The organism is Streptomyces sp. NPDC088733, assembly GCF_044751185.1.
GTDB lineage: Bacteria > Actinomycetota > Actinomycetes > Streptomycetales > Streptomycetaceae > Actinacidiphila.
In genome coordinates this window covers 178,983-204,634 of record NZ_JBIVLH010000003.1, presented here as the reverse complement: position 1 = coordinate 204,634, position 25,652 = coordinate 178,983, and the positions used below count along the sequence as shown (strand labels likewise).

The window sequence follows — 25,652 nt, the reverse complement described above, 5'->3', positions numbered from 1 at the left end:
CTTTCGGCACCGGCGCGCCCTTTGGCTCGCTCACGGGCTGTAGGGGTGGGCCTGCGGGCACTTGGATTCTGCGGCGGTGGCCGGCGGTGCCGGTCGCCCGGGGGAGGGGCGCTCTGGTCCGGTGCCGACGCTTCTTGACGCTGCGCTTCCTCGTTGCTCGGTCGCTGGGTCTCGTCGCTTTCGGCACCGGCGCGCCCTTTGGCTCGCTCACGGGGGTGGGGGTGGGCCCTTGGGCATGGCGAAGCGTGGGGCGGGGCTGCTTTCAAGGGCGCGGGCGTGGGCGGGAGCGGCAAATGAGATCCAAAAGCCCTGACCCACAGGCCACGGGGTGGTTAGTGTGACGGCGTGACGCAGCCTTCGTACCTCCGCTTTCCGCATCTGCACGGCGACCTGATCACCTTCACCGCCGAGGACGACGTCTGGGCGGCCCCGCTCGACGGTGCCGGCCGGGCGTGGCGCGTGAGTGCGGACAACATGCCGGTCGCCCACCCGCGGTTCTCGCCGGACGGGGAACACGTGGCCTGGAGCTCGACGCGCGACGGGGCGCCGGAGGTCCATGTGGCGCCGGTCGACGGCGGCCCGTCGAAGCGGCTGACGTACTGGGGCGCCGGGCGCACCCTCGTGCGGGGCTGGACGGCCGACGGCGAGGTGCTGGCCATCAGCCCGCAGGGGCAGGCGTCGTCGCGCCGGAGCTGGGCGTGGGCGGTCCCGCTGGACGGGGGGCCGGCCCGGCAGCTGCCGTACGGGCCGGTGGGGGACGTCGCGTACGGGCCGGACGGCGCCGTGCTGCTGCTGTCGGCCACGATGGGCCGCGAGGCGGCGGCCTGGAAGCGCTACCGCGGCGGCACGGCGGGCAAGCTGTGGATCGACCGCACGGGGAGCGGGGAGTTCGAGCGGGTCCACGCGGATCTGGACGGCAACCTGGAGTGCGCGATGTGGGTGGGGGACCGCCTGGCGTTCCTCTCCGACCACGAGGGCGTGGGCGGGCTCTATTCGAGCCTTCCCGACGGGAGCGACCTGCGGCGGCACACCGCCGTGGAGGAGGGCGGCTTCTACGCGCGGCAGGCCACGACCGACGGCACCCGGGTGGTGTACACCAGCACCGGGCGGCTGTTCCTGCTGGACGACCTCGACGGCGCCGAGGCCCGCCCGCTGGAGGTGCGCCTGGGCGGCCAGCGCACGGATCTGCAGCCGCATCCCGTGCACGCCGGCAGCCATCTCGGTGACGCGCGCCCGGACCACACCGGCCGCGGCAGCGCCGTCGAGGTGCGCGGCACCACGCACTGGGTCACCCACCGCGGCGGTCCCGCGCGGGCGCTGGCCGCCGAGCCGGGGGTGCGCACCCGGCTGCCGCGGGTGTTCGGCGGCGAGGGCGACCAGCAGGTCGTGTGGGTGACGGACGCGGAGGGCGAGGACGCGCTGGAGATCGCGCCCGCCGCGGGCGGGGTCCCCGCGCCGCGCCGGCTGGCCGCGGGGCGGCTCGGCCGCGTCCTGTCGCTGGCCGTGTCGCCCGACGGCCACCGGATCGCGGTCGCCTCGCACGACGGCCGGGTGCTGCTGGTCGAGGCGCAGACCGGCGAGGTGCGCACGGTCGTGGAGAGCGCGTACGGTCACGCCCGCGGCCTGGCCTTCTCGCCGGACTCCGCGTGGCTGGCCTGGTCGCAGCCGGGGCGGGAGCCGCTGAGCCAGCTCAAGCTGGCGTCCACCGCCGATCTGACCGTCGTCGACGCGACGCCGCTGCGCTTCAACGACTTCTCGCCCGCCTTCACCGCCGACGGCAAGCACCTGGCCTTCCTGTCCGAGCGGTCCTTCGACCCGGTCTACGACGAGCATGTCTTCGACATGGCCTTCCTCGCGGCCTGCCGCCCGCACCTGATCACTCTTGCCGCCACCACCCCCTCGCCGTTCGGCCCGCAGCTCCACGGCCGGCCCGTCGACTCCTCGGCGGAGGACAAGGACGGCGACGACCGCGGCCAGGACGAGGCCAAGAACCCCAAGGGCGAGTCCCGCAAGGAGGACGGCGAGGAGCGTCCCCGCGTCCCCGCCACCCGGGTCGACGTCGAGGGCCTGGCCGACCGGATCGTGCCGTTCCCGGTCGAGGCGGCCAGGTACTCCACGCTGCGCGCGGCCAAGGACGGCGTCCTGTGGCTGCGCCACCCCGTGCGGGGCGTGCTCGGCGCGAGCCTCGCGTCCCCGGAGTCGGAGCCGCCGTCCAGCGTGCTGGAGCGGTACGACCTCAAGCAGTTGCGGGTGGAGGAGATCGCCGACGACGCGGACGACTACGCGGTCAGCGGTGACGGCAACAAGGTGCTGGTCTCCTCCGGGAACCGGCTGCGGGTGGCCGCCGCCGACCACAAGTCCACGCCCTCCGAGGACGATTCGGACAGCAATGTGACGGTGGACCTGTCCCGGGTCCGCGTCACCGTCGACCCGCACGCCGAGTGGCGCCAGATGTACGACGAGGCGCACCGCCTCATGCGCGACAACTTCTGGCGTGCCGACATGGGCGGCATCGACTGGGACGGCGTGCGCGACCGCTACCGCCCGGTGCTGGACCGCGTCGCCACCCACGACGACCTGACCGACCTGCTGTGGGAGGTGGCCGGCGAGCTCGGCACCTCGCACGCGTACGTCAGCCCGTCCGGCGGGCGCGTCGACTCCCTGTACCGGCAGGGCCTGCTCGGCGCCGATCTCGTGCGTGACGAGGACGGCGTCTGGCGGATCGGGCGCGTGCTGCCCTCGGAGACCTCCGACCCGCGCGCCCGTGCCCCGCTGGCCGCGCCCGGGGTCGCGGTGCGGGCCGGGGACGCGATCCTCGCGGTCGACGGCCGGCCCGTGGACCCGGTGGCCGGGCCCGGCCCGCTGCTGATCGGGACCGTGCGCAAGCCCGTCGAGCTGACGGTGGCGCCGGCCGACGGGAGCGCCCCGCGGCATGTGGTGGTCGTGCCCATCCCGGACGAGGAGCCGCTGCGGTACCACGACTGGGTCGCCGGGCGGCGTGCCCACGTCCGTGAGGCCTCGGACGGCCGGCTGGGCTATGTGCACGTACCCGACATGGTGGGTTCGGGCTGGGCGCAGCTCCACCGCGACCTGCGGGTCGAGGTCGCCCGCGAGGGGCTGATTGTGGACGTCCGGGAGAACCGCGGCGGCCACACCTCGCAGCTCGTGGTCGAGAAGCTCGCCCGCCGTGTTGTCGGCTGGGACCTGCCGCGCGGGCTGCCCGCGTTCACCTACCCCATGGACGCCCCGCGCGGCCCGGTCGTCGCGGTCGCCAACGAGTTCTCCGGTTCGGACGGCGACATCGTCAACGCGGCCATCAAGGCGCTCGGGATCGGGCCCGTGGTGGGCACCCGGACCTGGGGCGGGGTCATCGGCATCGACTCCCGCTACCACCTGGTGGACGGCACGCTGGTGACCCAGCCGAAGTACGCGACCTGGATGGAGGGCGTCGGCTGGGACCTGGAGAACCACGGTGTCGACCCGGACGTCGAGGTCCCGCAGACGCCGCAGGACTGGGCGGCCGGCCGCGACCCGCAGCTCGACACCGCGATCCGTCTCGCCCTCGACGCGCTCGCGGAGAACCCGGCGCGGACGGCGCCGCCGCTGCCGTGACCCCGGCTCCGCCGGGGCACCGGTAGCATGCCCGTACCGATCAACGAAGCGACCCACGACGTGCCGGAGGCGCCACGGTGGCGGGAGAACCGCAGGCGGACTGCCTGTTCTGCAAGATCGTCGCGGGGAGCGTGCCCGCGACCGTCGTCCGCGAGACGGCGACGACGGTCGCGTTCCGCGACATAAACCCGCAGGCGCCGACGCATGTGCTGGTGATCCCCAAGGCGCACTACCCGGACGCGGCCTCCCTCGCGGTGGCCGAGCCGCAGTTGGCCGCCGACGTGCTGCGCGAGGCGGGCGAGGTGGCGGCCGGGGACAAGGTGGACGGGACCGGCTACCGGATCGTCTTCAACACCGGGTCGGGCGCGGGCCAGACGGTCTTCCACGCCCACGCGCACGTGCTCGGCGGGCGCGGCCTGGACTGGCCCCCGGGATAACGGCCCGTGTCCGCACGCGAACTCGTCGTCCTGGGCACGGCCAGCCAGGTCCCGACACGGCACCGCAACCACAACGGCTACTTCCTGCGCTGGGACGGCGAGGGCATCCTCTTCGACCCCGGCGAGGGCACCCAGCGCCAGATGCTGCGCGCCGGGGTGGCCGCGCACGACCTGACCCGGCTGTGCGTCACGCACTTCCACGGCGACCACAGCCTGGGCCTGGCCGGGGTGATCCAGCGGATCAACCTCGACCGGGTGCCGCACCCCGTGACCGCCCACTACCCCGCGTCGGGGCGGCACTTCTTCGACCGGCTCCGCTACGCGACGGCGTACCGCGAGACGGTGAAGCTGCGCGAGGAGCCGGTGTCCGGCGAGACCGCCGTCCTGACCGACGGCGCCTTCCGGCTGGAGGCGCGCCGGCTCTCCCACCCCGTGGAGGCGTACGGCTACCGGCTCGTCGAGCCGGACGGCCGGCGCATGCTGCCGGACCGGCTCGCGGCGTTCGGCATCAGCGGACCCGCGGTCGGCCGTCTCCAGCGCGACGGCGAGGCCGACGGCGTCACCCTGGCCGAGGTCAGCGAGGTGCGGCCGGGCCAGCGCTTCGGCTTTGTGATGGACACCCGGTTGTGCGACGCGGTGTACGCGCTCGCGGACGGCTGCGACCTGCTGGTCATCGAGTCCACCTTCCTCGACGAGGACGCCTCCCTCGCCGAGGAGCACGGGCATCTGACGGCTGGTCAAGCGGCGCGGGTGGCGGCCGAGTCCGGGGTCCGCCATCTGGTGCTCACCCATTTCTCCCAGCGCTACACCGACCCCGAGGCCTTCGAGCGGCAGGCCCGCGGCGCCGGCTTCGCGGGGGAGCTGACCGTCGCGCAGGACCTCGGCCGGGTCCCGGTGCCGCGCCGCCGCTGACCCGCCGCGGGCCGGTTCGCACCGCTGTGACCTGTACCGTTGCCGGGTGACGATCCCGAAGGCCGAACTCCATCTGCACATCGAAGGCACCCTCGAACCGGAGCTGGCGTTCGCCCTCGCCGAGCGCAACGGGGTCACGCTGCCGTTCGCGTCGGCGGACGAATTGCGCCGGGCGTACGCCTTCGACGACCTGCAGTCGTTCCTCGACCTGTACTACGCGCTGATGGCCGTGCTCCGCACCGAGCAGGACTTCGCCGACCTCGCCGACGCCTACCTGGCGCGGGCCGCCGCGCAGGGGGTGCGGCACGCGGAGATCTTCTTCGACCCGCAGGCGCACACCGCGCGGGGGGTGCCGATCGGGACCGTCGTGGAGGGCCTGGCACGGGCGCTGGACGCCGGCCGGGAGCGGCACGGCGTGAGCACACGGCTGATCATGTGCTTCCTGCGCGACGAGTCCGCCGCGTCCGCGTGGGAGACCTTCGAGGCCGCCCGGCCCCATCTGCACCGCATCGCGGCGGTCGGGCTGGACTCGGCCGAGGTGGGCCATCCGCCGTCGAAGTTCCGCGAGGTCTACGCGGCGGCCGCGGAGGCGGGGCTCCGGCGTGTGGCGCACGCCGGGGAGGAGGGCCCGCCCGCTTACGTACGGGAGGCCCTGGACGTGCTCGGTGTGGAGCGGATCGACCACGGCATCCGCAGCATGGAGGACCCGGAGCTGGTCGCCCGGCTGGTGCGCGACCAGGTCCCGCTGACCGTCTGCCCGTTGTCCAACGTGCGGCTGCGCTGCGTGCCCGCCCTGGCGGAGCACCCGCTGCCCGCGATGCTCGACGCGGGGCTGCTGGTCACCGTCAACTCCGACGACCCGGCCTACTTCGGCGGGTACGCCGGCGACAACTTCGACGCCCTGCGCGACGCGCTCGGCCTCGACGAGGACACCCTGCGGCGCCTGGCGCGCAACTCCTTCCACGCCGCCTTCCTGGACGACGAGGAGGACCTGCGCGCCCGCTATCTCGCCGAAGTGGACGCGTACGTCTTCTGAGTTCCTTTCCCGTTCCGGGGGCAGGCGTTCTGAGTACGCGCACTCATGCGGACGGCGTCCGCCGGACGGAGCATGGACTCATGGGAAAGCACCCGATACGGCCCCTGGCGGCCGTCACGCTGATCGTTTCGGTACCGGTCGCCGTCTGGGGCCTGCTGGGCCGGCAGGACGCCGCCGGCTTCCGCCCCTCCGAACTCGACTACCTGGTGCGGCCCTTCGACATCCCGGCCGGTGTGGAGACCGGCCTGGGCGTCGCGGCGGCGGTGCTGGCCGTGGCTGCCGCGACCGTGCTGGGGCTCGCCTCGCGGCGACCCGGGCCGGAGCGGTTCGACGGACGGTGGTGGCAGGTGCTCGGCCCGCTGGTGGCGGCCGGAGCGCTGGCCGGTGCGGGCTGGCGGGTCGTGACCGCGGGCGGCATCGGCGCCAACATCGGCGCCGGGCTGGTGATCCTGTTCGGCGGCCCGCTCGTCGCCGCGCTGCTGGCCTGGTCGGCGGGGCGCGGTCTGTGGCTGGCCCGCGCGGGGCGCCGCGGCCCCCGTCCGCCGCGCGGCGGCACGGGCGGCGCGGGCTGGCGGCCGGTGCCCCGCGAGGGTGTGTGACGACCGCATAGCTGACGCATCGTCAGTTGCGGCTTCCGCCGTGCCGGCTCGCGTGCCGTCCGGCCTCCCGCCCCCGCCGGCGCGCCGCCTTCGACAGGGCCGCGCCGGCGCCGAACAGCACCGCACCGCCGCCGAACGCGGCGAACCCCAGCGGTGCCTTCGGCGCTCCCCACAAGTGCTCGGCGAAGGGGTCGGGCGGCACCGCGGCGCTGCCCGTGCCGCCCAGGAGGCCGAGGATCAGGGACACCCAGATCACGAACCCGGCGAGCGCGACGAGCACGCCCAGCACCATCAGGGCGCGGCCCGGCCCCTGCCCCGGGGCGGCGACCGCGCCGTCCGGGTCGTCGTCCGGGTCGTCGTACGGACCGGCGTACGCCGCGTCAGGGACCTCCGGGCCGTCCGCCGCGGGCTCCGGCGGATCGTCCCGGTAGAGGTCGCGGCCCACCAGGAACTGCTCGTGCGCCGAGACGTACCGCCGCGTGCGGCCGCGCGGGGCCGGGCCGCGGACGTCGCCGAGGTCGACGGCCACCGAGGGCGCGGCGGGCGGCGGGGGGTCGTCGGGAGCGGACCCGTCAGGGTCCTGTCCGGCCGGCTCCCGTTCCGGCTCGCGTCCCGGCGGCGCCTCCCGGTCGCCGCCCGAGGCCACCGACAGCCGCAGTTCGACATGCCCGATCCGCATCAGGTCCCCGTCCCGCAGCGGCCGCGGCGCCATGAGGCGGTCCCCGTTGAGGAACGTGCCGTTGGTCGAGCCCAGGTCGGCGAGGACGACATGGCTCCCGGCACGGTTCATCGCCGCGTGCCGCCTGCTGATCCCCTCGCCGTCGAGCCGGATGCCGCTCCCGGGCAGTCTGCCGATCTCGCAGTACCCGGCCGGGACGTCGTAGACGGTCCCCTCGTCCGGCCCGGACGTGACGATCAGCCGCGGTGGTGAAGCCGAAGGTCCGGGCATGTTCAGCCCCCGCCGTTCGTCCGCTTTCCTTCATGATCCGCCCGAGTGTCCGAACGGACAAACGCATATGGGCGGGGGCCGTCGCGCGTACGATCGTCCGAACGACACCAGGTCGGGAGGAACCCCGGGTGGAAGACCAGCCCGTCCTCGATCCGCTGGCCGCCGTGCGCGCCGCGGACGACCCGGAGACCGATGTGTACCTGACCGGCACGGTCTTCCTGGACATCATCTTCACCGGTCTCGACACCGCGCCCGTGCGCGGCACCGAGTCCTGGGCCCGCGGCATGGGCTCCAGCCCCGGCGGGGTCGCCAACATGGCCACCGCGCTGGCCCGGCTCGGCCTGCGCACCTGCCTGGCCGCCGCCTTCGGCGACGACATGTACGGCGACTACTGCTGGGACTCCCTCGCCGAGGGGGAGGACATCGACCTGGCGCCCTCCCGGAGGATTCCCGGCTGGCACTCGCCGGTCACCGTCTCCATGGCGTACGAGGGCGAGCGGACCATGGTCAGCCACGGCCACGAGGCCCCGCCGCCGGAGGAGGCGGCCCCGGTGTGCCCGCCGCCGAGCCGGGCTTGTGTGGCCTCGCTGGTGCCCGGCCGGCCGCGGCAGGAGTGGATCGGGCACGCCGCCCGGCACGGCAGCCGGGTCTTCGCCGACGTCGGCTGGGACGAGTCCGGCCGCTGGGACCCCTCCGACCTGAGCGATCTGGAGCACTGCGAGGCGTTCCTGCCCAATGCGGCGGAGGCGATGGCCTACACCCGCACCGACTGCCCCCGGGCCGCCGCCCGCAAGCTGGCGGAGCTGGTGCCGCTGGCGGTGGTGACGCTCGGCCCCGAGGGCGCCTACGCGGTGGACTCCGGTTCCGGGCAGTGCGCGCAGGTGCCCGCGCTCGACGTGGAGGCGCTCGACCCGACGGGGGCGGGCGACGTCTTCGTCGCGGCCTTCGTGACCGGCACGCTCGCCGGCTGGGCGCTGGACGACCGCCTGTCCTTCGCCTGCCTGGCCGCCGCGCTGTCGGTGCAGGAGTTCGGCGGCTCGCTGTCGGCACCCGGCTGGATCGAGATCGCCGCGTGGTGGCAGCACGCCAAGGCCTACGACGACCAGGACCGCACGGCGCTGCGCCGCTACGCCTTCCTGGACGACCTGCTCCCCACCGGCACCCGCCGCTGGCCGCTGCGCCGTGCGGTGCCGACGATCGGCTTCCGGCCGTACCGCTGAGCGGGTCGCCTCACGCGACCATGCGGGGCAGCGCGCCGGCCCCGTCGGCGCGATCCGCGAGCGCGACCTACGACGCGCCGTACGCCGACAGGCCGGTGCGCGGTTCCGGACCCGTTCGAGCAGGGCGTATCCGGGCGGGCGCCGAATCGACGGAGCGGACAGCAGGGTGATCGCCGCCACCTCCCGGCGACAGACCGCGGACCGTACGGGCCGCCGCGGGTGGGGGCGAGGACGATCCCCTGCGCATCGGCGACGATCACCGGTGAGGCCCCTCGTCGAGGGGGCCCAGCAGGTCGTCGAGCGTGTAGTCGGCCGTCGCAGACTTCCGGGCACGGGCCAGTACGTCGTCGGGCGTCGGCGTTCGCGCCTGCGAGATCAGCCATTGGCGCAGGTAATCCTCGAGGGACTGGTGCGCCGCGAGCGCGCGGTGCCCGAGCGCGCGGTGCACGTCGTCGGGGACGTCCGTGATCCGGATGTTCGCCATGCCGCCACGCTGGCATGCCGCAGGCCTCCCCGCCCGCGTATCGCCCTCGGGTTCACACCCTGCGCTGAAGCACCTGCCCCGGCCAGGGGTCGCCCCCGGCCCGCGGCACGGTGAACGGTTCCGCCCGGGTGAAGCCCAGCGCCTCGTACTGCCGCACGAGCCGCCCGTTGCCGCCCGCGTAGCAGTCGACCCGCAGCAGGCCCACGCCCCGGCGGCGGGCCTCGGCGACCGCGTCGTCGACCAGCGCGGCGCCGATGCCGCTCCCGGAGCGCGCGCGGTCGGTGACCAGCAGCCGGATGTACAGCTCGGGCTCGCCGGCCGGTGGCGTGAACTGCGGGGGCTCCTCGGCGAGCACGCACACACCGGCGACCTCGCCGCCCACCTCGGCGACGCGCAGCAGGTACTCCTCGGTGTACCGGCGGGTCCGGTCGACGGCCGCCGGGCGGGACGACCACGGCTCGGTGCCCCACTGCCCGGTGCGGCCGCGCGCGGTGAGCCAGGCGACGGCGCCGTCGAGCAGGGCGAGCGTGGCACTGAGGTCGCCGGGGCCTCCGGTGCGGATCTGCATGGCGCAGTTCTACCCGTCGTGTGACGCAGCGTAAAACCCCTCGGCACGTCCGTCGCACCGACGTACCCTTGAACCCCAAGCCCAGTGGTATGTCGAAGAGCAGAAGGCGGGATGAGCAGGCCGAAGTGCCTGGCCCATGACACAGACACCGACAACGCAGCAACCGCAGGCGAGCGCCCACTTCGTCGTACCGGCCAAGCACCCCATGGTGACTGTCCTGGGGTCCGGCGACTCGCTCCTGCGCGTGATCGAGAAGGCGTTCCCGGCCGTCGACATCCATGTACGAGGCAATGAGATCAGCGCGACCGGCGAATCGGCCGACGTCGCCCTGGTCCAGCGCCTGTTCGACGAAATGATGCTGGTGCTGCGCACCGGACAGCCGATGACGGAGGACGCCGTGGAGCGGTCGATCGCCATGCTCCGCCAGGACAGCGGAGACGACGGCCTGGAGGAGACCCCTTCCCAGGTCCTGACCCAGAACATCCTGTCCAGCCGGGGCCGCACGATCCGCCCCAAGACGCTGAACCAGAAGCGCTATGTCGACGCCATCGACAAGCACACGATCGTCTTCGGGATCGGCCCGGCGGGCACCGGCAAGACCTACCTGGCGATGGCCAAGGCCGTCCAGGCCCTGCAGTCCAAGCAGGTCAACCGGATCATCCTGACCCGTCCCGCCGTCGAGGCCGGCGAGCGGCTCGGCTTCCTGCCGGGCACGCTCTACGAGAAGATCGACCCGTACCTGCGCCCGCTGTACGACGCGCTGCACGACATGGTCGACCCCGACTCCATCCCGCGCCTCATGGCGAGCGGGACGATCGAGGTCGCCCCGCTGGCGTACATGCGCGGCCGTACGCTCAACGACGCGTTCATCATCCTCGACGAGGCGCAGAACACCAGCGCCGAGCAGATGAAGATGTTCCTCACCCGGCTCGGCTTCGACTCCAAGATCGTCATCACCGGCGACGTCACGCAGGTCGACCTCCCGGGCGGCACGAAGAGCGGCCTGCGCCAGGTCGTGGACATCCTGGACGGTGTCGAGGACGTGCACTTCTCGCGCCTGACGAGCACCGATGTCGTACGCCATAAGCTGGTCGGGCGCATCGTGGACGCCTACGAGCGCTACGACGACCTCAACGGCAACCGAAACGGCAACGGAAAGTAGCCACCGAAGCACTATGGCGATCGACGTCAACAACGAATCCGGCTGGGATTTCGACGAGGCGGCTGTGCTCGACATCAGCCGCTACGCCCTGCAGCACATGCGCATCCATCCGCTGTCCGAGCTCTCGGTCATCGCGATCGACGCCGACGCCATGGAGCAGCTGCACATCCAGTGGATGGACGAACCGGGCCCCACCGACGTCATGTCCTTCCCGATGGACGAACTGCGTCCCGGGAAGGACGACGAGGAGCCCCCGCAGGGCCTGCTCGGGGACATCGTGCTCTGCCCCGAGGTGGCCAAGCAGCAGGGCGCGGCGGCCGCGACGAAGCACTCCATGGACGAGGAGCTCCAACTGCTCACCGTCCACGGGGTGCTGCACCTGCTCGGCTACGACCACGACGAGGCCGACGAGAAGGCCGAGATGTTCGGCCTGCAGAAGGCCATCCTCGACGGCTGGCGCGCCGAGCGCGGCATCCAGGGCCCCTCCCCGGCCCCGACCACCACCCACTGATCACGATGGTGGTCTATGCCGTCCTGCTGGTCGTCGTCGCATGGCTCGCCGCCTGCGCCGAGGCCGGCATCGCCCGCATGTCCCGCTTCCGTGCCGAGGCGGCGCTGCGGGCGGGCCGCCGGGGTGCGGACAAGCTCCTGGCGGTCGCCTCGGACCCCACGCGCTATCTCAATGTGGCCCTGCTGGTGCGCGTGGCCTGCGAGATGGCGGCGGCGGTGCTCGTCACGGTGCTGTGCGTACGGCACTTCGAGCCGACCTGGCAGGCGCTGCTCGTCGCCATCGGCGTGATGATCGTCGTCTCGTACGTGGCCGTGGGCGTCTCCCCGCGCACCATCGGCCGCCAGCACCCGCTGAACACGGCCACCGCGGCGGCGTACGTCCTGCTGCCGCTGGCCAGGGTGATGGGCCCGATCCCCGCGCTGCTGATCCTCCTCGGCAACGCGTTCACCCCCGGCAAGGGCTTCCGGCAGGGCCCGTTCGCCTCCGAGGCCGAACTGCGGGCGCTGGTCGACCTCGCCGAGAGCGAGTCCCTGATCGAGGACGAGGAGCGCCGCATGGTGCACTCCGTCTTCGAGCTCGGCGACACACTGGTGCGCGAGGTGATGGTGCCGCGCACCGAACTGGTCGCCATCGAGCGCTTCAAGACGCTCCGGCAGGCCATGACGCTCGCCCTGCGCAGCGGGTTCTCCCGCATCCCCGTCACGGGGGAGAGCGAGGACGACATCGTCGGCATCGTCTACCTCAAGGACCTCGCCCGGCGCGTGCACATCAACCGCGACTCCGAGACCGACCCGGTCTCCTCGGTGATGCGCCCGGCCGCCTTCGTGCCGGACACCAAGAACGCCGGCGACCTGCTGCGCGAGATGCAGCGCGAGCGCAACCACGTCGCCGTTGTCATCGACGAGTACGGCGGCACGGCCGGCATCGTCACCATCGAGGACATCCTGGAGGAGATCGTCGGCGAGATCACCGACGAGTACGACCGCGAGCTGCCGCCCGTCGAGGAACTGGGCGACGGCCGCTACCGGGTGACCGCCCGCCTCGACCTGGGCGACCTCGGCGAGCTGTACGGGGTCGACCTGGACGACGAGGACGTGGAGACCGTCGGCGGCCTGCTCGCCAAGATCCTCGGCCGGGTGCCCATCCCGGGCGCCTCCGCGGTCGTGGAACTGCCCGAGACCGCCTCGGCCCCCGACGCCCCCGCCGCGCTGCGCCTGACCGCCGAGGCCCCGTCGGGGCGCCGCAACCGGATCGGCGCGGTGCTGGTCGACCCGCTGCCCGCCCCGGTGGAGGGCGCCGGCAGCGACACCCCGGACGGGGCCGTACGCGGCTAGGACCTGCCCTGGGAACCCGTCCCCGGCGGGCAGTTCATGGCGGATACGCTGACCGCATGAGCGACGAGCAGCCGGTGCAGGACCCCGAGGACCGCAAGATCATCACGCTGGCCCGCTCGGCGCGGGCCCGGGGCGGCGTTCCCGAGGGCGCGGCCGTGCGGGACGGGACGGGGCGCACCTACGTCGCGGGCACGGTGGCGCTGCCGTCGCTGGCGCTCAGCGCCCTGCGCACGGCCGTCGCCATGGCCGTCGCGAGCGGCGCCACGTCCCTGGAGGCCGCGGCGGTCGTCACGGCGGCCGACACGGTGCCCGAGCAGGACCTGGCCGCCGTGCGCGACCTCGGCGGCCCGGACACCCCGGTGCTCCTCGCGGGCCCGGACGGCGCGCTGCGCGCCACCGTCCGCACGCGGTGATCCGCGGCGGGCGCCCGGCGGCAGGGCGCGTGCGTCGGGCGGGCCCGGAGGATCAGGGACAATGGTCGCCATGAGCGTTCGTACCGAGACCACTGCCCCCGCCCACCGGGCCGGCTTCGCCTGCTTCGTGGGCCGCCCCAACGCGGGCAAGTCGACCCTGACCAACGCTCTGGTCGGGACGAAGGTGGCGATCACCTCCAACCGCCCGCAGACCACCCGGCACACCGTGCGCGGCATCGTGCACCGGCCGGACGCGCAGCTCGTGCTGGTCGACACCCCGGGACTGCACAAGCCCCGCACCCTGCTCGGCGAGCGGCTCAACGACGTGGTCCGCACCACGTGGGCCGAGGTCGACGTGATCGGCTTCTGCCTGCCCGCCAACGAGAAGCTGGGCCCCGGCGACCGCTACATCGCCAAGGAGCTGGCGGAGGTCCGCAAGACCCCCAAGGTCGCGATCGTCACCAAGACCGACCTGGTGGACTCCAAGCGCCTCGCCGAGCAGCTCATCGCCATCCACCAGCTGGGCGCCGAAGTCGGCATCGAGTGGGCCGAGATCATCCCCGTCTCCGCCGTCGGCGACACCCAGGTCGGCCTCCTCGCCGACCTGCTGGTCCCGCTCCTCCCCGAGGGCCCGGCCCTGTACCCGGAGGGCGACCTCACCGACGAGCCCGAGCAGGTGATGGTCGCCGAGCTGATCCGCGAGGCCGCGCTGGAGGGCGTGCGCGACGAACTGCCGCACTCCATCGCCGTGGTGGTCGAGGAGATGCTGCCCCGCGAGGACCGCCCGGCGGACCGGCCGCTGCTCGACATCCACGCCAACATCTACATCGAGCGGCCCAGCCAGAAGGGCATCATCATCGGCCCCAAGGGCGCCCGGCTCAAGGAGGTCGGCACCACCTCCCGCCGCCACATCGAGGCCCTGCTCGGCACGCCGGTCTTCCTCGACCTGCACGTGAAGGTGGCCAAGGACTGGCAGCGCGACCCCAAGCAGCTGCGCAAGCTGGGCTTCTAGGGCGCCACCCGACCGCGGCCGGCCGCGGTCAGGTGCCCTCCTTCAGGACGGTGCGGATCAGTTCGTGCTGGGCCTCGGTGAGGTGCGGGTCGGCGCAGTGCACCGTGCGCGCGTCGACCGTGATCTCGTAGTGGAAGCCGTCCGGGACCCCGGGCTGCGGTGCCGTCCCGCCCGCGGCGAGCGCGTCGCGGGCCAGGGCGTGCAGCCGGAAGGCGTCGGGCCGGCCGGCCGTGTCCAGCGCGGCCCGGCGCTCGATCCCCGCGAAACCGCCGGAGCGGATCACTTGTATGCGCATGGGGGGCGCCTACCCCTGGACGGGGGGCTGCGCACCTTCCGGTGCCGGTGCCTGGCGCGGGAGTTCGGATCCGCCGGCGGCCGGCGTGGCGATGCCGACGTCGCCCCAGGCCCTGGCGACGGCCGTGCGCTCCTCGCCGTCCTCGCCGTAACGGGCGGCGGCCGCCGCCACCGTGGCGCGCGCGAACTCCGCGAAATCGGCGCGCGGTGAGAGCCCGCCGCCGGTCAGCGTGTCGTACCAGATCCGCCCGGCGCGCTCCCAGGCGTGCCCGCCCAGCGCGGTGGCGGCCAGGTAGAACGCCCGGTTGGGGATGCCGGAGTTGATGTGGACGCCGCCGTTGTCGCGGGAGGTGCGCACGTAGCCGTCCATGTGGGCGGGCTGCGGGTCCTTGCCGAGCACGTCGTCGTCGTAGGCCGTGCCGGGGGCCTTCATGGAGCGCAGGGCGGCGCCGGTGACGCGCGGGGCGAGCAGCCCGGCGCCGATGAGCCAGTCGGCCTCGCCGGCCGTCTGTCCGAGCGCGTACTGCTTGATCAGCGAGCCGAAGACGTCGGACACCGATTCGTTGAGCGCGCCGGACTGGCCGAAGTAGTCCAGGTTGGCGGTGTACTGCGTGACGCCGTGGGTGAGTTCGTGGCCGATGACGTCGACGGGCAGCGTGAAGTCGAGGAAGAGCTCGCCGTCGCCGTCGCCGAAGACCATCCGCTCGCCGTTCCAGAAGGCGTTGTTGTAGTCGCGGCCGTAGTGCACGGTCGCGTCCAGCGGCAGGCCGGCGTCGTCGATGGAGTGCCGGCCGTACGCGGTCAGGTACAGCTCGAAGGTCGCGCCGAGCCCGTCGTAGGCCCGGTTGACCGTCGCGTCGGCGACCGGCGCCTCGCCCTCGCCGCGCACCGTCGCGCCCGGCAGGTCCTCCCCGTGCCGGGCGTCGCCGATGGTGCGCCGCGGCTGCTCCGAGGGCTCCGCCCCCGCCACCGGCAGCGTTCCGATGACGGTGGTCAGCCGGCGCCGGGTGCGTTGCGCGGCGTCCTGCTCCAGGGTGCGGCGGGAGGGGCCGGCCAGCGCGCTGTCCGGATTGCGGGCGATCCGGTCCAGGACGTGCGGCGGCACGATCGTGCAGAAAACGGGTGTGTGCTCCATGGTCCGCAATGTGGCACGCCGCGTCTCCCGTGTCACCAGCTGTGACGGCGATTGCCGCAAAGTGCGGAGAATTACGTTTTTCATGTCAACGCGGGCGGTCTTGCATACTGAGAAGAACGCCGCGGCGGCTGCGGGGCGACCCGGGGCTCGGTTAGGGTCGGACGCATCATGCGTTTCGGGATGCTTCTCCTTAGCTGCCGCGGCGAGGGCCTGTAGTCCAGGTCGACTCCCTCCCCGCGGAGTGTGGCGTTGTCGGAGAGCCAGCGCCGGTCGGCCGCTTCTGAAGCCGCAACCGAGGAGCACCCCCGCACATGTCCACCCCCAATGCCGTAGGCCGTCCCACGCCCATCACCGCCGCGACCGTGCGCCAGCGCCCCACGGCGATGCCGGTGCACAAGTACCGGCCGTACGAGGCCGTGGAGATCCCGGACCGCACCTGGCCCGGCAACCGGATCACCAAGGCGCCCCGCTGGCTGTCCACCGACCTGCGCGACGGCAACCAGGCCCTGATCGACCCGATGTCGCCCGCCCGCAAGCGCGCGATGTTCGACCTGCTGGTGTCGATGGGCTACAAGGAGATCGAGGTCGGCTTCCCCGCCTCCGGCGAGACCGACTTCGCCTTCGTGCGCTCCATCATCGAAGAGGGCGCGATCCCCGACGACGTCACGATCTCCGTGCTGACCCAGGCCCGCGAGGAGCTCATCGAGCGCACCGTGGAGTCCCTGCGCGGCGCGGCCCGCGCCACCGTCCACCTGTACAACGCGACCGCCCCGACCTTCCGCCGGGTGGTCTTCCGCGGCTCCAAGGAGCAGATCCGGCAGATCGCCGTGGACGGCACGCGGCTGGTCATGGAGTACGCGGACAAGATCCTGGGCGGCGGCGGTCAGGAGACCGTCTTCGGCTACCAGTACAGCCCGGAGATCTTCACCGACACCGAGCTGGACTTCGCCCTGGAGGTCTGCGAGTCGGTCATGGACGTCTGGCAGCCCGAGGAGGGCCGCGAGATCATCCTGAACCTGCCGGCGACCGTGGAGCGCTCCACGCCCTCCACGCACGCCGACCGCTTCGAGTGGATGTCGCGCAACCTGTCGCGCCGCGAGTACGTGTGCCTGTCGGTGCACCCCCACAACGACCGCGGCACGGCCGTCGCCGCCGCCGAACTGGCGCTGATGGCGGGTGCGGACCGCATCGAGGGCTGCCTGTTCGGCCAGGGCGAGCGCACCGGCAATGTGGATCTGGTCACCCTGGGCATGAACCTGTTCAGCCAGGGCGTGGACCCGATGATCGACTTCTCGCAGATCGACGAGATCCGCCGCACCGCCGAGTACTGCAACCAGATGGAGGTCCACCCGCGCCACCCGTACGTGGGCGACCTGGTCTACACGTCCTTCTCCGGCTCCCACCAGGACGCCATCAAGAAGGGCTTCGACGCCATGGAGGCCGACGCGGCCGCCCAGGGGAAGACGGTCGACGAGATCGAGTGGGCGGTCCCGTACCTGCCGATCGACCCCAAGGACGTCGGCCGCTCCTACGAGGCCGTGATCCGCGTGAACTCGCAGTCCGGCAAGGGCGGCGTCGCGTACGTCCTGAAGAACGACCACAAGCTGGACCTGCCGCGCCGGATGCAGATCGAGTTCTCGAAGATCATCCAGGCCAAGACCGACGCCGAGGGCGGCGAGGTCACCCCGAAGGAGATCTGGGCGATCTTCGAGGACGAGTACCTGCCGACCCCGGACAACGCCTGGGGCCGCATCGCCCTGCGCTCCGCGCAGACCTCGGCCAGCAGCGACGGCACCGACACCCTCACCGTCGAGGCGGCCGTGGACGGCACCGAGACGGTCCTGACCGGCACCGGCAACGGCCCCATCTCGGCGTTCTTCGACGCGCTGGCCGCGGTCGGCGTCGACGCCCGCCTGCTGGACTACACCGAGCACACCATGAGCGAGGGGGCCAGCGCCCAGGCCGCCTCCTACATCGAGTGCGCGATCGACGGAAAGGTCCTGTGGGGCATCGGCATCGACGCCAACACCACCCGTGCCTCGCTGAAGGCGGTCGTCTCCGCCGTCAACCGCGCGACCCGCTGAATCACCGCGGACGGTGAACCGGCCACGGCACCCGCCCGGGTGCCGTGGCCGATTCTTGTATTCGGCCCTCTCGTGGTACTGACTCCGCGTTGCTCATGTGGCTAACATCACGTCATTACGGCGCCGTTGCCGGAGCGTTACCCACGCCTACGGCCCGTAACGGGACGAACCGGGATTTATCCGGATGAGCGGCCGGAGGGTGCGAAGTGCTCCACATCAAGGGCTTGTGCCTCTTGGGCGTGCGGACGGTCTGGCACACCGAGGGCGACGGGGAGTTCTTCTGCGCCGGCTGCGGCGGCGACCGCGGCTACCGGCGGCGCACCGGCACCCGGCGGCTGACCGTCCTCGGCCTGCCGCTGCTGCCACGCGGCTCGGCCGGCACCGTCGTGGAGTGCGTCGTGTGCCGCGCCCGCTCCGGCCCCGAGGCCCTGGAACAGCCGACCACCACCGTCTTCTCCGCCATGCTGCGCGACGCCGTCCACACCGTCGCCCTCGCCGTCCTCACCGCCGGCGGCTCCACGGGGCGGGCGGCCCGCGAGACGGCCGTGGAGGCGGTCCGCACGGCCGGCTTCACCGACTGCACCGAGGACCAGCTGCTCGGCCTGCTCGCGGCCATCGTCGCCGACGAGGGCCGCTTCCCCGGCGCCGCCGGCTCCCTCCCGGCGGACGGCCTCGCCGACTCCCTCGACGGCTGCGGCAGCTGGCTCTCCATCGAGCTGCACGAGGCCCTGGAACCGCTCTCCCGCCACCTCGCCCCGCAGGGTCGCGAACGCGTCCTCCTCCAGGGCGCCCGCATCGCCCTGGCCGACGGCCCGTACCTGCCCGCGGAGCGCGAGGTGCTGGGCGCCGTCGGCCGCTGCCTCGGCCTGGTCGGCGAGGACACGGCCCGGATCCTGGAGGCCGCCGCCCGCACGCCCTCCTGAGGGCGTACTCCCCGGGGAGTAACGCGGCCCGTCCCGCACCCCGGGCAGTAACGCGCGGCTCCCTCCCGGGCCCGACGAAAGAGCGCCCCCGCGCCGGAAGTCTGGAATCACACCAGACCACCGGCCCGGAGGGAGGCCCGCGATGGGGGCCCCGACCACTGAGACCACACCGGCGGCCGTGCCGCCGCCGACGCGACCGGACGGCCGCCGGGGCGCCCGCGCGATCCCCTGGGCGGTGCTCGCCCTGTGGATCGCCGTCCTGGCGCTCGCCGGCCCGCTGGCGGGCAAGCTCGCCGACGCCCAGCAGAACCGGGCGGTGGACTACCTTCCGGTGAGCGCGGACTCCACGCAGGTCGCCCGGCTCCAGGACGCGCTGCCCGGCGGCGAGGCCACCGAACTCGTCGTCGTCTACCACCGCGACGGCGGGCTGACCGCCGCCGACCGCGAGAAGGCCGCCGCCCAGATCGCCGGTGTCGCGCGGGCGCACCGGCTCACCGGCGGTGCGCCGCACGCGGTCGCTTCGCACGGAGACACGCTGATGTACCCCGTGGCGAGCACCGAGCCGGGCCAGGACGACGAGGCCAGGAACGCCTTCGTCGCCGACGTCCGCGACCGGGCCGAGGGCGGCGGCGGGCTGACCGCCCAGGTGGGCGGCCCCGGCGCGCTCAACACCGACATGAAGGAGGTCTACTCCTCCCTCGACGGGCCGCTGCTGTGGACCACCGTCGCGGTGGTCGCCGTCCTGCTGATCCTCATCTACCGCAGTCCGCTGCTGTGGCTGCTGCCGCTGGTGGTCGCGGGCGTCGCCGACGCCGCCGCGATGGCCGGGGTCTACGGGCTCCACCGGGCCTTCGACATCACCGTCACCGGGCAGAGCCAGGGCGTCATGACCATCCTCGTCTTCGGCGCGGGCACCGACTACGCGCTGCTGCTCGTCTCCCGCTACCGCGAGGAACTGCGCCGGATCCAGCGCCCGTACGACGCCATGCGCGCCGCGCTGCGCGGCTGCGGGCCCGCGATCCTGGCCTCCTCCGGGACCGTCGCCGCGGGGCTGCTGTGCCTGCTCGCCGCCGACCTCAACAGCAGCCGGGGCATGGGCCCGATCGCCGCCGTCGGGGTGGTGTGCGCGCTGCTGGCGACGACCACGCTGCTGCCCGCGCTGCTGGTGCTGCTGGGACGGCGGGTGTTCTGGCCGCTGGTGCCCGCGTACGGCAGCGAAGTGCCGCGCCCGCGCGGCCTGTTCGCGGCGATGGGCGGCTCGGCGGCACGCCGTCCGCTGACCGTGCTCGCCGGCGGGGCCGTCCTGCTCGGGGCGCTCGCGCTCGGGACCCTGGCCCTGCCCGGCACCCTGCGGAACGACGACACCTTCACCAGCGCGCCGGAGTCCGTCGCCGCGATGCGCACCCTTGCCGCGGCCGGTCCCGGCCGCTCCGCGCAGCCGATCACCGTCATGGCGCCCACCGGCCGGGCCACCGAGGTGCTGGCCGCGGTCCGGGACACCGAAGGCGTCGCGTCCGCCGAGCCCGGGCGCAGCGGAGGCGGCTGGACCGAGGTGTCGGTGACCGCGAAGGCGCCGCCGGAGTCGGCCGGCGAGACCGCGACCATCCACGCCCTGCGGGCGGAGCTTGACGGCCCGTACGGCGCGCATGTGGGCGGGCCCGGCGCCCAGCAGGCCGACCTGGCCGGCACCAGCTCCCGCGACCGCCGGGTCGTCGTGCCGCTCGTCCTGGCCGCCGTGCTGCTGATCCTCGTCGTGCTGCTGCGCAGCCTGGTCGCGGCGCTGCTGCTGGTGGCGGCCGTGATCGCGGTGTGGGGCGCCGCGCTGGGCATCGGCGGACTGGTCTTCGGGCCGCTGTTCGGCTTCGCGGGCACGGACCCGGGGCTGCCGCTGCTGTCGTTCGTCTTCCTGGTCGCCCTCGGGGTCGACTACGGCATCTTCCTCATGCACCGGATGCGCGAGGAGTCGCTGGCGGGAGCCCCCGCGGCCGCCGCCGCCGTCACCGCGCTGCGCACCACGGGCGGGGTGATCGCCTCGGCGGGGCTGGTGCTGGCGGCCACCTTCTCGGTGCTGCTCAACATGCCGCTGGTGTCGCTGGTCGAGCTGGGCTTCGTCATCGCGGTGGGCGTCCTGCTGGACACCTTCCTGGTGCGCACCTACCTGGTCACCTCCGCGAGTGTGGCGCTGCGCGAGCGGCTGTGGTGGCCGGGCCGGCTCAGCCGGCCGCGCACGGGCCCGTGAACCGGTCTGTCCCCCCGCCGACCCCGTAACGGAAGATGGAGCCGTGCCGAAGCCGCCGCCCCTCCCGCCCGCCGTCCGCGCGCACAAGGACGCCGTCCTCGCCGTGGGCGTGCTCGCCCTCCAGTGCGCCATGGGGGCCCTCCTGCCGGCCGGGCAGGGGCACCGCCCGGACGCGGTGGGGTGGGCGCTGCTGGTGGTCACCGCGCTGGTGCTGGCGGCCCGGCGGCGGTGGCCGATGACCGTGATGCTCGTCATGGTCGCGGCCGTCGCCCCGTACCACGCCATGGACAACCTGCACCTGGCCGTGGTCCCGGCCAGCATGGTGGCGGTCCACTCGCTGGCGGTCGCCGGGCCGCCGCCGCGCACCTACCTCACCGTGGCGGCGGTCGTCGCGATCATGGTCGGCGTGATGTCGGCGACACCGGACCGGCACGCGGCGACCGACATGCTCCGCAGCGGCGGCTGGGTGGTGGCGGTGGCGCTGACCGGCGAGGCGGTCCGCATCCACCGCAAGTACGTGGCCGCCATCGTCGGACGCGCCGAACGCGCCGAGCGCACCCGCGAGGAGGAGGCGGCCCGCCGCGTCGCCGAGGAGCGGCTGCGGATCGCCCGCGACCTGCACGACCTGCTCGCCCACAGCATCACCCTCATCGGCGTGCAGACCTCGGTCGCCGCCCACGTCCTGCTCGCCGACCCCGACCGCCTGGACCGCACCGCCGTCGCCGGCGCCCTCGACAGCATCGCCGGCACCTGCCGGGACGCCCGCGCCGAACTGCGCGCCACGCTCCAGGTGCTGCGCGGCGACGACGAGCGCGGCCCGCTGCCGGGCCTGGCCGCCGTGGCCGACCTGGCCCGCTCCGCCGAGGCCGCCGGCGCCCGGGTGGAACTGGCCGTCGCGGACGGCGCGGACGGGGTGCCCCCGGCGATCGGGGCGGCCGCCTACCGCATCGTGCAGGAGGCGTTGACCAACGCCGTACGGCACGCCGGGGGCACCTCGGTGCGGGTCGGGGTGGAACTCGGCACCGACCCGGACCGGGGCGCCGCCCTGCGGATCGCCGTCACCGACGACGGCCCCTGCCCCGGCACAGGGCCCGGGCAGGGGCCGGAGCGCCCCGACGCCCGCTGGCGCCCCTGGCGCGCCGTGGCACCGCCCAGGACGCCCGTGGACGCCGCCCCGGCGGAGACCGCGCCCGCCACCGGCTACGGCCTCGTCGGCATGCGGGAGCGGGCGCGCAGCGTCGGGGGCACGCTCACCGCCGGGCCGCGCCCCGAGGGCGGTTTCCAGGTCGCCGCCGTCCTGCCGCTGGCCGGGGGCGCCGCGTGATCCGCGTGCTGCTCGCCGACGACCAGACGCTGGTCCGCGAGGCCTTCGCGATGCTGGTCGAGTCCGCCCCGGACATGGCGGTCGTCGGCCACGCGGCCACCGGCCGGGAGGCCGTCTCCGCCGCCCGGGCCTGCCGTGCCGACGTCGTCGTCATGGACATCCGCATGCCCGACCTCGACGGCATCGAGGCGACCCGGCTCATCGCGGCCGACGACGACCTCGCGGGGGTGCGCGTGCTGGTGCTCACGACCTACGACACCGACGACCACGTCGTCCCGGCGCTGCGCGCGGGCGCCAGCGGCTTCCTGGTCAAGGACACCCGCCCCGCCGAACTCCTCGACGCCATCCGCACGGTCGCCGCGGGCGAGGCGCTGCTCTCGCCCGGTCCCACCGCCCGCCTGATCGCCCGGGTGCTGCGCCTGCCGGACGGCCCGGGGCCCGGCGTCCCGGCTCCGGGGCGGACGGCCGCGCTGTCCGGTCGGGAACGCCAGGTGCTCGTCCTCGTGGCGCGCGGCCTGAACAACACCGAGGTCGCCGAGGCGCTGGGCCTCAGCCCGCTCACCGCCAAGACCCATGTCAGCCGGATCATGGGCAAGCTCGGTGCCCGCGACCGCGCGCAGCTGGTGATCGCCGCCTACGAGTCGGGGCTGGTCAGTCCCGGCGGCTGACCCGCCGGACCGCCCTGCCGCGCGCGGGGATCCTCAGTGCGCGGCGACGACCAGCGCCAGCGCGACCAGGGCCGGAACGGTCTGCACGAAGAGGATGCGGCGGCTCGCGGTCGCCGCGCCGTACACCCCGGCGACGGCCACGCAGATCAGGAAGAACAGCTTCGCCTGGAAGCCGGCCGGGTCCGACGCCAGCGCGCCCCACACCAGTCCCGCGGCCAGAAAGCCGTTGTACAGGCCCTGGTTGGCCGCCAGCGCCTTGCTCTCGCGGGCGAACTCCTCGGTGGTGCCGAAGGAGGCGCGGGCGCGCGGTGTGGTCCACAGGAACATCTCCAGGACCAGGATGTAGGCATGCAGGGCCGCTATGAGCAGCACGGCGACGGTTGCGGTGATCGACATGGGCCGTAGCGTACGTTGCGTGCCGGGCGCCCCGCGCCGTGCGGGAGAATGGGCGCCATGAGTCTGTTCCGCGACGACGGCATCGTGCTGCGCACCCAGAAGCTGGGCGAGGCGGACCGGATCATCACGCTGCTCACCCGCCGCCACGGCCGGGTGCGCGCGGTGGCCCGCGGAGTGCGGCGCACGAAGTCGAAGTTCGGGGCCCGGCTGGAGCCCTTCTCCCATGTGGACGTGCAGTTCTTCGCCCGCGGGGGAGAACTCGTCGGACGCGGGCTGCCGCTGTGCACGCAGGGCGAGACGATCACCCCGTACGGCAGCCGGATCGTCACCGACTACGCCCGGTACACCGCGGGCACCGCGATGCTGGAGACCGCCGAGCGCTTCACCGACCACGAGGGCGAACCGGCGGTGCAGCAGTACCTGCTCCTCGTCGGCGGCCTGCGCACCCTCGCCGACGGCGAGCACGACCCGCGCCTGGTGCTCGACGCCTTCCTGCTGCGTTCCCTGGCGGTCAACGGCTACGCGCCCAGCTTCGGCGACTGCGCGAAGTGCGGGATGCCCGGACCGAATCGGTTCTTTTCGGTCGCGGCGGGAGGAGTCGTATGCGGCGAGTGCCGCCCGGCCGGAAGCGTCGTACCCTCACTGGAGTCCCTGGAACTCCTCGGGGCGCTGCTCGGCGGCGACTGGGAGACCGCGGACGCGTGCGAGCCGCGCCATTGCCGTGAGGGCAGCGGGCTGGTCGCCGCCTACCTGCAGTGGCATCTGGAGCGCGGGCTGCGCTCGCTGCGGTTCATCGACAAGTAGATACACACGGAAGTGGAGAGCAGGCGCATGGCTGTACGCGGGATTCTGAGCCGCCCCCGACGCGAGTACCGGGCTCCCGACCCGCACCCGTCCGGCGCCCGGCCACCCAAGATCCCAGGTGAGCTCGTCCCGCAGCACGTCGCCATCGTCATGGACGGCAACGGCCGCTGGGCCAAGGAGCGCGGCCTGCCCCGCACCGAGGGCCACAAGGTCGGCGAGACCGTCGTCCTCGACGTCCTCAAGGGCTGCCTGGACATCGGCGTCAAGAACCTCTCGCTGTACGCCTTCTCCACCGAGAACTGGAAGCGCTCCCCCGACGAGGTCCGCTTCCTGATGAACTTCAACCGCGACGTCATCCACCGCCGCCGCGACGAGATGCACGAGATGGGCATCCGCATCCGCTGGGCCGGGCGCATGCCGCGGCTGTGGAAGTCCGTGGTCAAGGAACTCCAGGTCGCGGAGGAGATGACCCGCGACAACGACGCGATGACGCTGTACATGTGCGTCAACTACGGCGGCCGCGCCGAGATCGCCGACGCGGCGGCGCGCATGGGCGAGGACATAAAGGCGGGTCGCCTGGACCCCTCCAAGGTCACCGAGAAGACCCTCGCGAAGTACATGTACCACCCGGACATGCCCGATGTGGACCTCTTCGTCCGCCCCTCCGGCGAGCAGCGCACCTCCAACTTCCTGCTCTGGCAGTCCGCCTACGCCGAGATGGTCTTCCAGGACGTGCTCTGGCCCGACTTCGACCGCCGCGACCTGTGGCGCGCCTGCCTGGAGTACGCCTCCCGCGACCGCCGCTTCGGCGGCGCGATCCCCAACGAGCTGATGTCCGCCGAGGGCGGGGCGGCGGCCCCGCAGGCATGACGGATCCCGTCGGGTACCGCGCCGCACGGGGGTGCGGCGCGGTCGTCGGGGCCGTGCTCGCGAAGGCGAACGCCACCCAGACGTCCCGTCTGCGCGCGAACAGGCTGTGGATTGCCGCGTCCCTGTACGTGATGGCTCCGCTCGCGGCCGCGGGCCCGTGCCTGGACCGCGGGTCCGGCTGAGGCGTGGGCCGGCGGAGGCGGGGCCGGGGGACCGGCTCCGCGCTCAGTCCTCCGCGGGGATGCCGCAGCCCGCGCAGTCGGCGCAGGTGCCGAAGATCTCGACCGTGTGCGCGACGTCGACGAAGCCGTGCTCGACGGCGATCGCGTCGGCCCACTTCTCGACCGCGGGGCCCTCGACCTCGACGGCCTTGCCGCAGACGCGGCAGACCAGGTGGTGGTGGTGACCGCTGCTGCAGCGCCGGTAGACGGACTCGCCGTCGCCCGTGCGCAGGACGTCGATCTCGCCGGCGTCGGCGAGGGACTGCAGGGTGCGGTAGACCGTGGTGAGGCCCACCGAGTCACCCCGGTGCTTCAGGAGGTCGTGCAGTTCCTGTGCGCTGCGGAACTCGTCGGCCTCGGCGAGGGCCGCGGCCACCGCGGCGCGCTGCCGCGTCGAACGGCCCCGTACGGGGGGCTTGGCGGTCGTCACCAGTGGCCTCCTTCT

26 protein-coding genes are annotated in these 25,652 nt (G+C 73.6%); 19 read left to right on the top strand and 7 right to left on the bottom strand.

Features of this window, described 5'->3' with window-relative positions:
- The first annotated feature begins 345 nt into the window (after positions 1-345).
- The 5 genes from ACIP64_RS07035 to ACIP64_RS07015 all read left to right on the top strand — a co-directional run bounded on the left by ACIP64_RS07035 (position 346) and on the right by ACIP64_RS07015 (position 6,596).
- A complete protein-coding gene (locus ACIP64_RS07035) occupies positions 346-3,612 on the top strand; it encodes a S41 family peptidase (protein WP_401582680.1) in 3,267 nt (1,088 codons plus the stop codon).
- 77 nt (positions 3,613-3,689) lie between these two features.
- Positions 3,690-4,049 carry a histidine triad nucleotide-binding protein gene (locus ACIP64_RS07030; protein ID WP_401582678.1) on the top strand — a complete coding sequence of 120 codons (360 nt, stop codon included), beginning with the start codon at positions 3,690-3,692 and terminating at the stop codon, positions 4,047-4,049.
- Between the two features lie 6 nt (positions 4,050-4,055).
- Entirely contained in the window at positions 4,056-4,961 is a 906-nt protein-coding gene (locus ACIP64_RS07025) for a ribonuclease Z (RefSeq protein WP_401582676.1), read from the top strand.
- Positions 4,962-5,007: 46 nt separating this feature from the next.
- Positions 5,008-5,997 (top strand): adenosine deaminase, encoded by a 990-nt coding sequence (locus tag ACIP64_RS07020; RefSeq protein ID WP_401582674.1) that lies wholly within the window; start codon positions 5,008-5,010, stop codon positions 5,995-5,997.
- Between the two features lie 80 nt (positions 5,998-6,077).
- On the top strand, positions 6,078-6,596 hold the full coding sequence (locus ACIP64_RS07015) for a hypothetical protein (RefSeq protein WP_401582672.1): 519 nt from the start codon (positions 6,078-6,080) through the stop codon (positions 6,594-6,596).
- A 22-nt stretch (positions 6,597-6,618) separates the two neighbouring features.
- Here the strand turns inward: ACIP64_RS07015 and ACIP64_RS07010 are convergent, their stop codons facing one another.
- Positions 6,619-7,545: an FHA domain-containing protein gene (locus tag ACIP64_RS07010; RefSeq protein ID WP_401582670.1), complete on the bottom strand. Its 927-nt coding sequence runs from the start codon at positions 7,543-7,545 to the stop codon at positions 6,619-6,621.
- A 128-nt stretch (positions 7,546-7,673) separates the two neighbouring features.
- Here ACIP64_RS07010 and ACIP64_RS07005 point away from each other — a divergent pair, with 128 nt between their 5' ends.
- Positions 7,674-8,765, top strand: a complete 1,092-nt coding sequence (locus tag ACIP64_RS07005; protein ID WP_401582668.1) for a carbohydrate kinase family protein — start codon at positions 7,674-7,676, stop codon at positions 8,763-8,765.
- Between the two features lie 256 nt (positions 8,766-9,021).
- Here ACIP64_RS07005 and ACIP64_RS07000 read toward each other — a convergent pair whose 3' ends face one another.
- The gene (locus tag ACIP64_RS07000) at positions 9,022-9,249 is read right to left on the bottom strand and encodes a FitA-like ribbon-helix-helix domain-containing protein (protein WP_401582666.1); all 228 of its coding nucleotides are present in this window, start codon (positions 9,247-9,249) and stop codon (positions 9,022-9,024) included.
- A 52-nt stretch (positions 9,250-9,301) separates the two neighbouring features.
- Positions 9,302-9,817: a GNAT family N-acetyltransferase gene (locus ACIP64_RS06995; RefSeq protein WP_401582664.1), complete on the bottom strand. Its 516-nt coding sequence runs from the start codon at positions 9,815-9,817 to the stop codon at positions 9,302-9,304.
- Between the two features lie 136 nt (positions 9,818-9,953).
- On the opposite strand from ACIP64_RS06995, the gene ACIP64_RS06990 reads away from it, so the two are divergent.
- The 5 genes from ACIP64_RS06990 to era all read left to right on the top strand — a co-directional run bounded on the left by ACIP64_RS06990 (position 9,954) and on the right by era (position 14,249).
- On the top strand, positions 9,954-10,979 hold the full coding sequence (locus ACIP64_RS06990; RefSeq protein WP_360906793.1) for a PhoH family protein: 1,026 nt from the start codon (positions 9,954-9,956) through the stop codon (positions 10,977-10,979).
- Positions 10,980-10,992: 13 nt separating this feature from the next.
- A complete protein-coding gene (ybeY, locus tag ACIP64_RS06985; protein WP_401582662.1) occupies positions 10,993-11,490 on the top strand; it encodes an rRNA maturation RNase YbeY in 498 nt (165 codons plus the stop codon).
- 5 nt (positions 11,491-11,495) lie between these two features.
- Positions 11,496-12,824, top strand: a complete 1,329-nt coding sequence (locus ACIP64_RS06980) for a hemolysin family protein (protein WP_401582660.1) — start codon at positions 11,496-11,498, stop codon at positions 12,822-12,824.
- Positions 12,825-12,880: 56 nt separating this feature from the next.
- Complete coding sequence (locus tag ACIP64_RS06975) at positions 12,881-13,237, top strand: cytidine deaminase (RefSeq protein ID WP_401582659.1); 357 nt, start codon at positions 12,881-12,883, stop codon at positions 13,235-13,237.
- A gap of 61 nt (positions 13,238-13,298) precedes the next feature.
- A complete protein-coding gene (gene era / locus ACIP64_RS06970; protein ID WP_401582657.1) occupies positions 13,299-14,249 on the top strand; it encodes a GTPase Era in 951 nt (316 codons plus the stop codon).
- 28 nt (positions 14,250-14,277) lie between these two features.
- Here era and ACIP64_RS06965 read toward each other — a convergent pair whose 3' ends face one another.
- Positions 14,278-14,544 carry a protealysin inhibitor emfourin gene (locus ACIP64_RS06965; protein ID WP_401582656.1) on the bottom strand — a complete coding sequence of 89 codons (267 nt, stop codon included), beginning with the start codon at positions 14,542-14,544 and terminating at the stop codon, positions 14,278-14,280.
- A gap of 9 nt (positions 14,545-14,553) precedes the next feature.
- A complete protein-coding gene (locus ACIP64_RS06960; protein ID WP_401582655.1) occupies positions 14,554-15,678 on the bottom strand; it encodes a M4 family metallopeptidase in 1,125 nt (374 codons plus the stop codon).
- 311 nt (positions 15,679-15,989) lie between these two features.
- Between ACIP64_RS06960 and leuA the strand changes: the two genes are divergently transcribed.
- The 5 genes from leuA to ACIP64_RS06935 all read left to right on the top strand — a co-directional run bounded on the left by leuA (position 15,990) and on the right by ACIP64_RS06935 (position 22,916).
- The gene (gene leuA / locus ACIP64_RS06955; RefSeq protein ID WP_401582653.1) at positions 15,990-17,762 is read left to right on the top strand and encodes a 2-isopropylmalate synthase; all 1,773 of its coding nucleotides are present in this window, start codon (positions 15,990-15,992) and stop codon (positions 17,760-17,762) included.
- A gap of 206 nt (positions 17,763-17,968) precedes the next feature.
- A complete protein-coding gene (locus tag ACIP64_RS06950) occupies positions 17,969-18,685 on the top strand; it encodes a TerB family tellurite resistance protein (protein ID WP_401582652.1) in 717 nt (238 codons plus the stop codon).
- Between the two features lie 142 nt (positions 18,686-18,827).
- A complete protein-coding gene (locus ACIP64_RS06945; protein WP_401582650.1) occupies positions 18,828-20,924 on the top strand; it encodes an MMPL family transporter in 2,097 nt (698 codons plus the stop codon).
- Between the two features lie 43 nt (positions 20,925-20,967).
- The gene (locus tag ACIP64_RS06940) at positions 20,968-22,248 is read left to right on the top strand and encodes a sensor histidine kinase (protein ID WP_401582648.1); all 1,281 of its coding nucleotides are present in this window, start codon (positions 20,968-20,970) and stop codon (positions 22,246-22,248) included.
- Positions 22,249-22,298: 50 nt separating this feature from the next.
- Positions 22,299-22,916 (top strand): response regulator, encoded by a 618-nt coding sequence (locus ACIP64_RS06935; RefSeq protein WP_401583200.1) that lies wholly within the window; start codon positions 22,299-22,301, stop codon positions 22,914-22,916.
- 33 nt (positions 22,917-22,949) lie between these two features.
- On the opposite strand, the gene ACIP64_RS06930 is transcribed toward ACIP64_RS06935, so the two are convergent.
- Complete coding sequence (locus ACIP64_RS06930) at positions 22,950-23,312, bottom strand: DUF1304 domain-containing protein (RefSeq protein ID WP_401582647.1); 363 nt, start codon at positions 23,310-23,312, stop codon at positions 22,950-22,952.
- 57 nt (positions 23,313-23,369) lie between these two features.
- Between ACIP64_RS06930 and recO the strand changes: the two genes are divergently transcribed.
- From recO to ACIP64_RS06915, 3 genes are read left to right on the top strand one after another with little or no spacing between them, the layout of a single operon-like run.
- Positions 23,370-24,116, top strand: a complete 747-nt coding sequence (gene recO / locus ACIP64_RS06925) for a DNA repair protein RecO (protein WP_401582646.1) — start codon at positions 23,370-23,372, stop codon at positions 24,114-24,116.
- 27 nt (positions 24,117-24,143) lie between these two features.
- A complete protein-coding gene (locus tag ACIP64_RS06920) occupies positions 24,144-24,986 on the top strand; it encodes an isoprenyl transferase (RefSeq protein ID WP_401582645.1) in 843 nt (280 codons plus the stop codon).
- On the top strand, positions 24,983-25,168 hold the full coding sequence (locus ACIP64_RS06915) for a hypothetical protein (RefSeq protein ID WP_401582644.1): 186 nt from the start codon (positions 24,983-24,985) through the stop codon (positions 25,166-25,168). The genes ACIP64_RS06920 and ACIP64_RS06915 overlap by 4 nt, the downstream gene beginning before the upstream one ends.
- Positions 25,169-25,211: 43 nt before the next feature.
- Here the strand turns inward: ACIP64_RS06915 and ACIP64_RS06910 are convergent, their stop codons facing one another.
- Positions 25,212-25,637, bottom strand: coding sequence for a Fur family transcriptional regulator (locus ACIP64_RS06910; protein ID WP_360906763.1), 426 nt, complete (start codon positions 25,635-25,637; stop codon positions 25,212-25,214).
- Positions 25,638-25,652 lie beyond the last annotated feature (15 nt).

Excerpts from the sequence above, each read along its gene's own strand:
- ACIP64_RS07015 (WP_401582672.1), top strand. The coding sequence starts at position 6,078 with ATGGGAAAGCACCCGATACGGCCCCTGGCGGCCGTCACGCTGATCGTT.
- ACIP64_RS07010 (WP_401582670.1), bottom strand. The coding sequence starts at position 7,545 with ATGCCCGGACCTTCGGCTTCACCACCGCGGCTGATCGTCACGTCCGGG.
- ACIP64_RS07000 (WP_401582666.1), bottom strand. The coding sequence starts at position 9,249 with ATGGCGAACATCCGGATCACGGACGTCCCCGACGACGTGCACCGCGCG.
- ACIP64_RS06995 (WP_401582664.1), bottom strand. The coding sequence starts at position 9,817 with ATGCAGATCCGCACCGGAGGCCCCGGCGACCTCAGTGCCACGCTCGCC.
- ACIP64_RS06990 (WP_360906793.1), top strand. The coding sequence starts at position 9,954 with ATGACACAGACACCGACAACGCAGCAACCGCAGGCGAGCGCCCACTTC.
- ybeY (WP_401582662.1), top strand. The coding sequence starts at position 10,993 with ATGGCGATCGACGTCAACAACGAATCCGGCTGGGATTTCGACGAGGCG.
- ACIP64_RS06980 (WP_401582660.1), top strand. The coding sequence starts at position 11,496 with ATGGTGGTCTATGCCGTCCTGCTGGTCGTCGTCGCATGGCTCGCCGCC.
- ACIP64_RS06975 (WP_401582659.1), top strand. The coding sequence starts at position 12,881 with ATGAGCGACGAGCAGCCGGTGCAGGACCCCGAGGACCGCAAGATCATC.
- era (WP_401582657.1), top strand. The coding sequence starts at position 13,299 with ATGGTCGCCATGAGCGTTCGTACCGAGACCACTGCCCCCGCCCACCGG.
- ACIP64_RS06965 (WP_401582656.1), bottom strand. The coding sequence starts at position 14,544 with ATGCGCATACAAGTGATCCGCTCCGGCGGTTTCGCGGGGATCGAGCGC.
- ACIP64_RS06960 (WP_401582655.1), bottom strand. The coding sequence starts at position 15,678 with ATGGAGCACACACCCGTTTTCTGCACGATCGTGCCGCCGCACGTCCTG.
- leuA (WP_401582653.1), top strand. The coding sequence starts at position 15,990 with ATGTCCACCCCCAATGCCGTAGGCCGTCCCACGCCCATCACCGCCGCG.
- ACIP64_RS06945 (WP_401582650.1), top strand. The coding sequence starts at position 18,828 with ATGGGGGCCCCGACCACTGAGACCACACCGGCGGCCGTGCCGCCGCCG.
- ACIP64_RS06935 (WP_401583200.1), top strand. The coding sequence starts at position 22,299 with ATGCTGGTCGAGTCCGCCCCGGACATGGCGGTCGTCGGCCACGCGGCC.
- ACIP64_RS06930 (WP_401582647.1), bottom strand. The coding sequence starts at position 23,312 with ATGTCGATCACCGCAACCGTCGCCGTGCTGCTCATAGCGGCCCTGCAT.
- recO (WP_401582646.1), top strand. The coding sequence starts at position 23,370 with ATGAGTCTGTTCCGCGACGACGGCATCGTGCTGCGCACCCAGAAGCTG.
- ACIP64_RS06920 (WP_401582645.1), top strand. The coding sequence starts at position 24,144 with ATGGCTGTACGCGGGATTCTGAGCCGCCCCCGACGCGAGTACCGGGCT.
- ACIP64_RS06915 (WP_401582644.1), top strand. The coding sequence starts at position 24,983 with ATGACGGATCCCGTCGGGTACCGCGCCGCACGGGGGTGCGGCGCGGTC.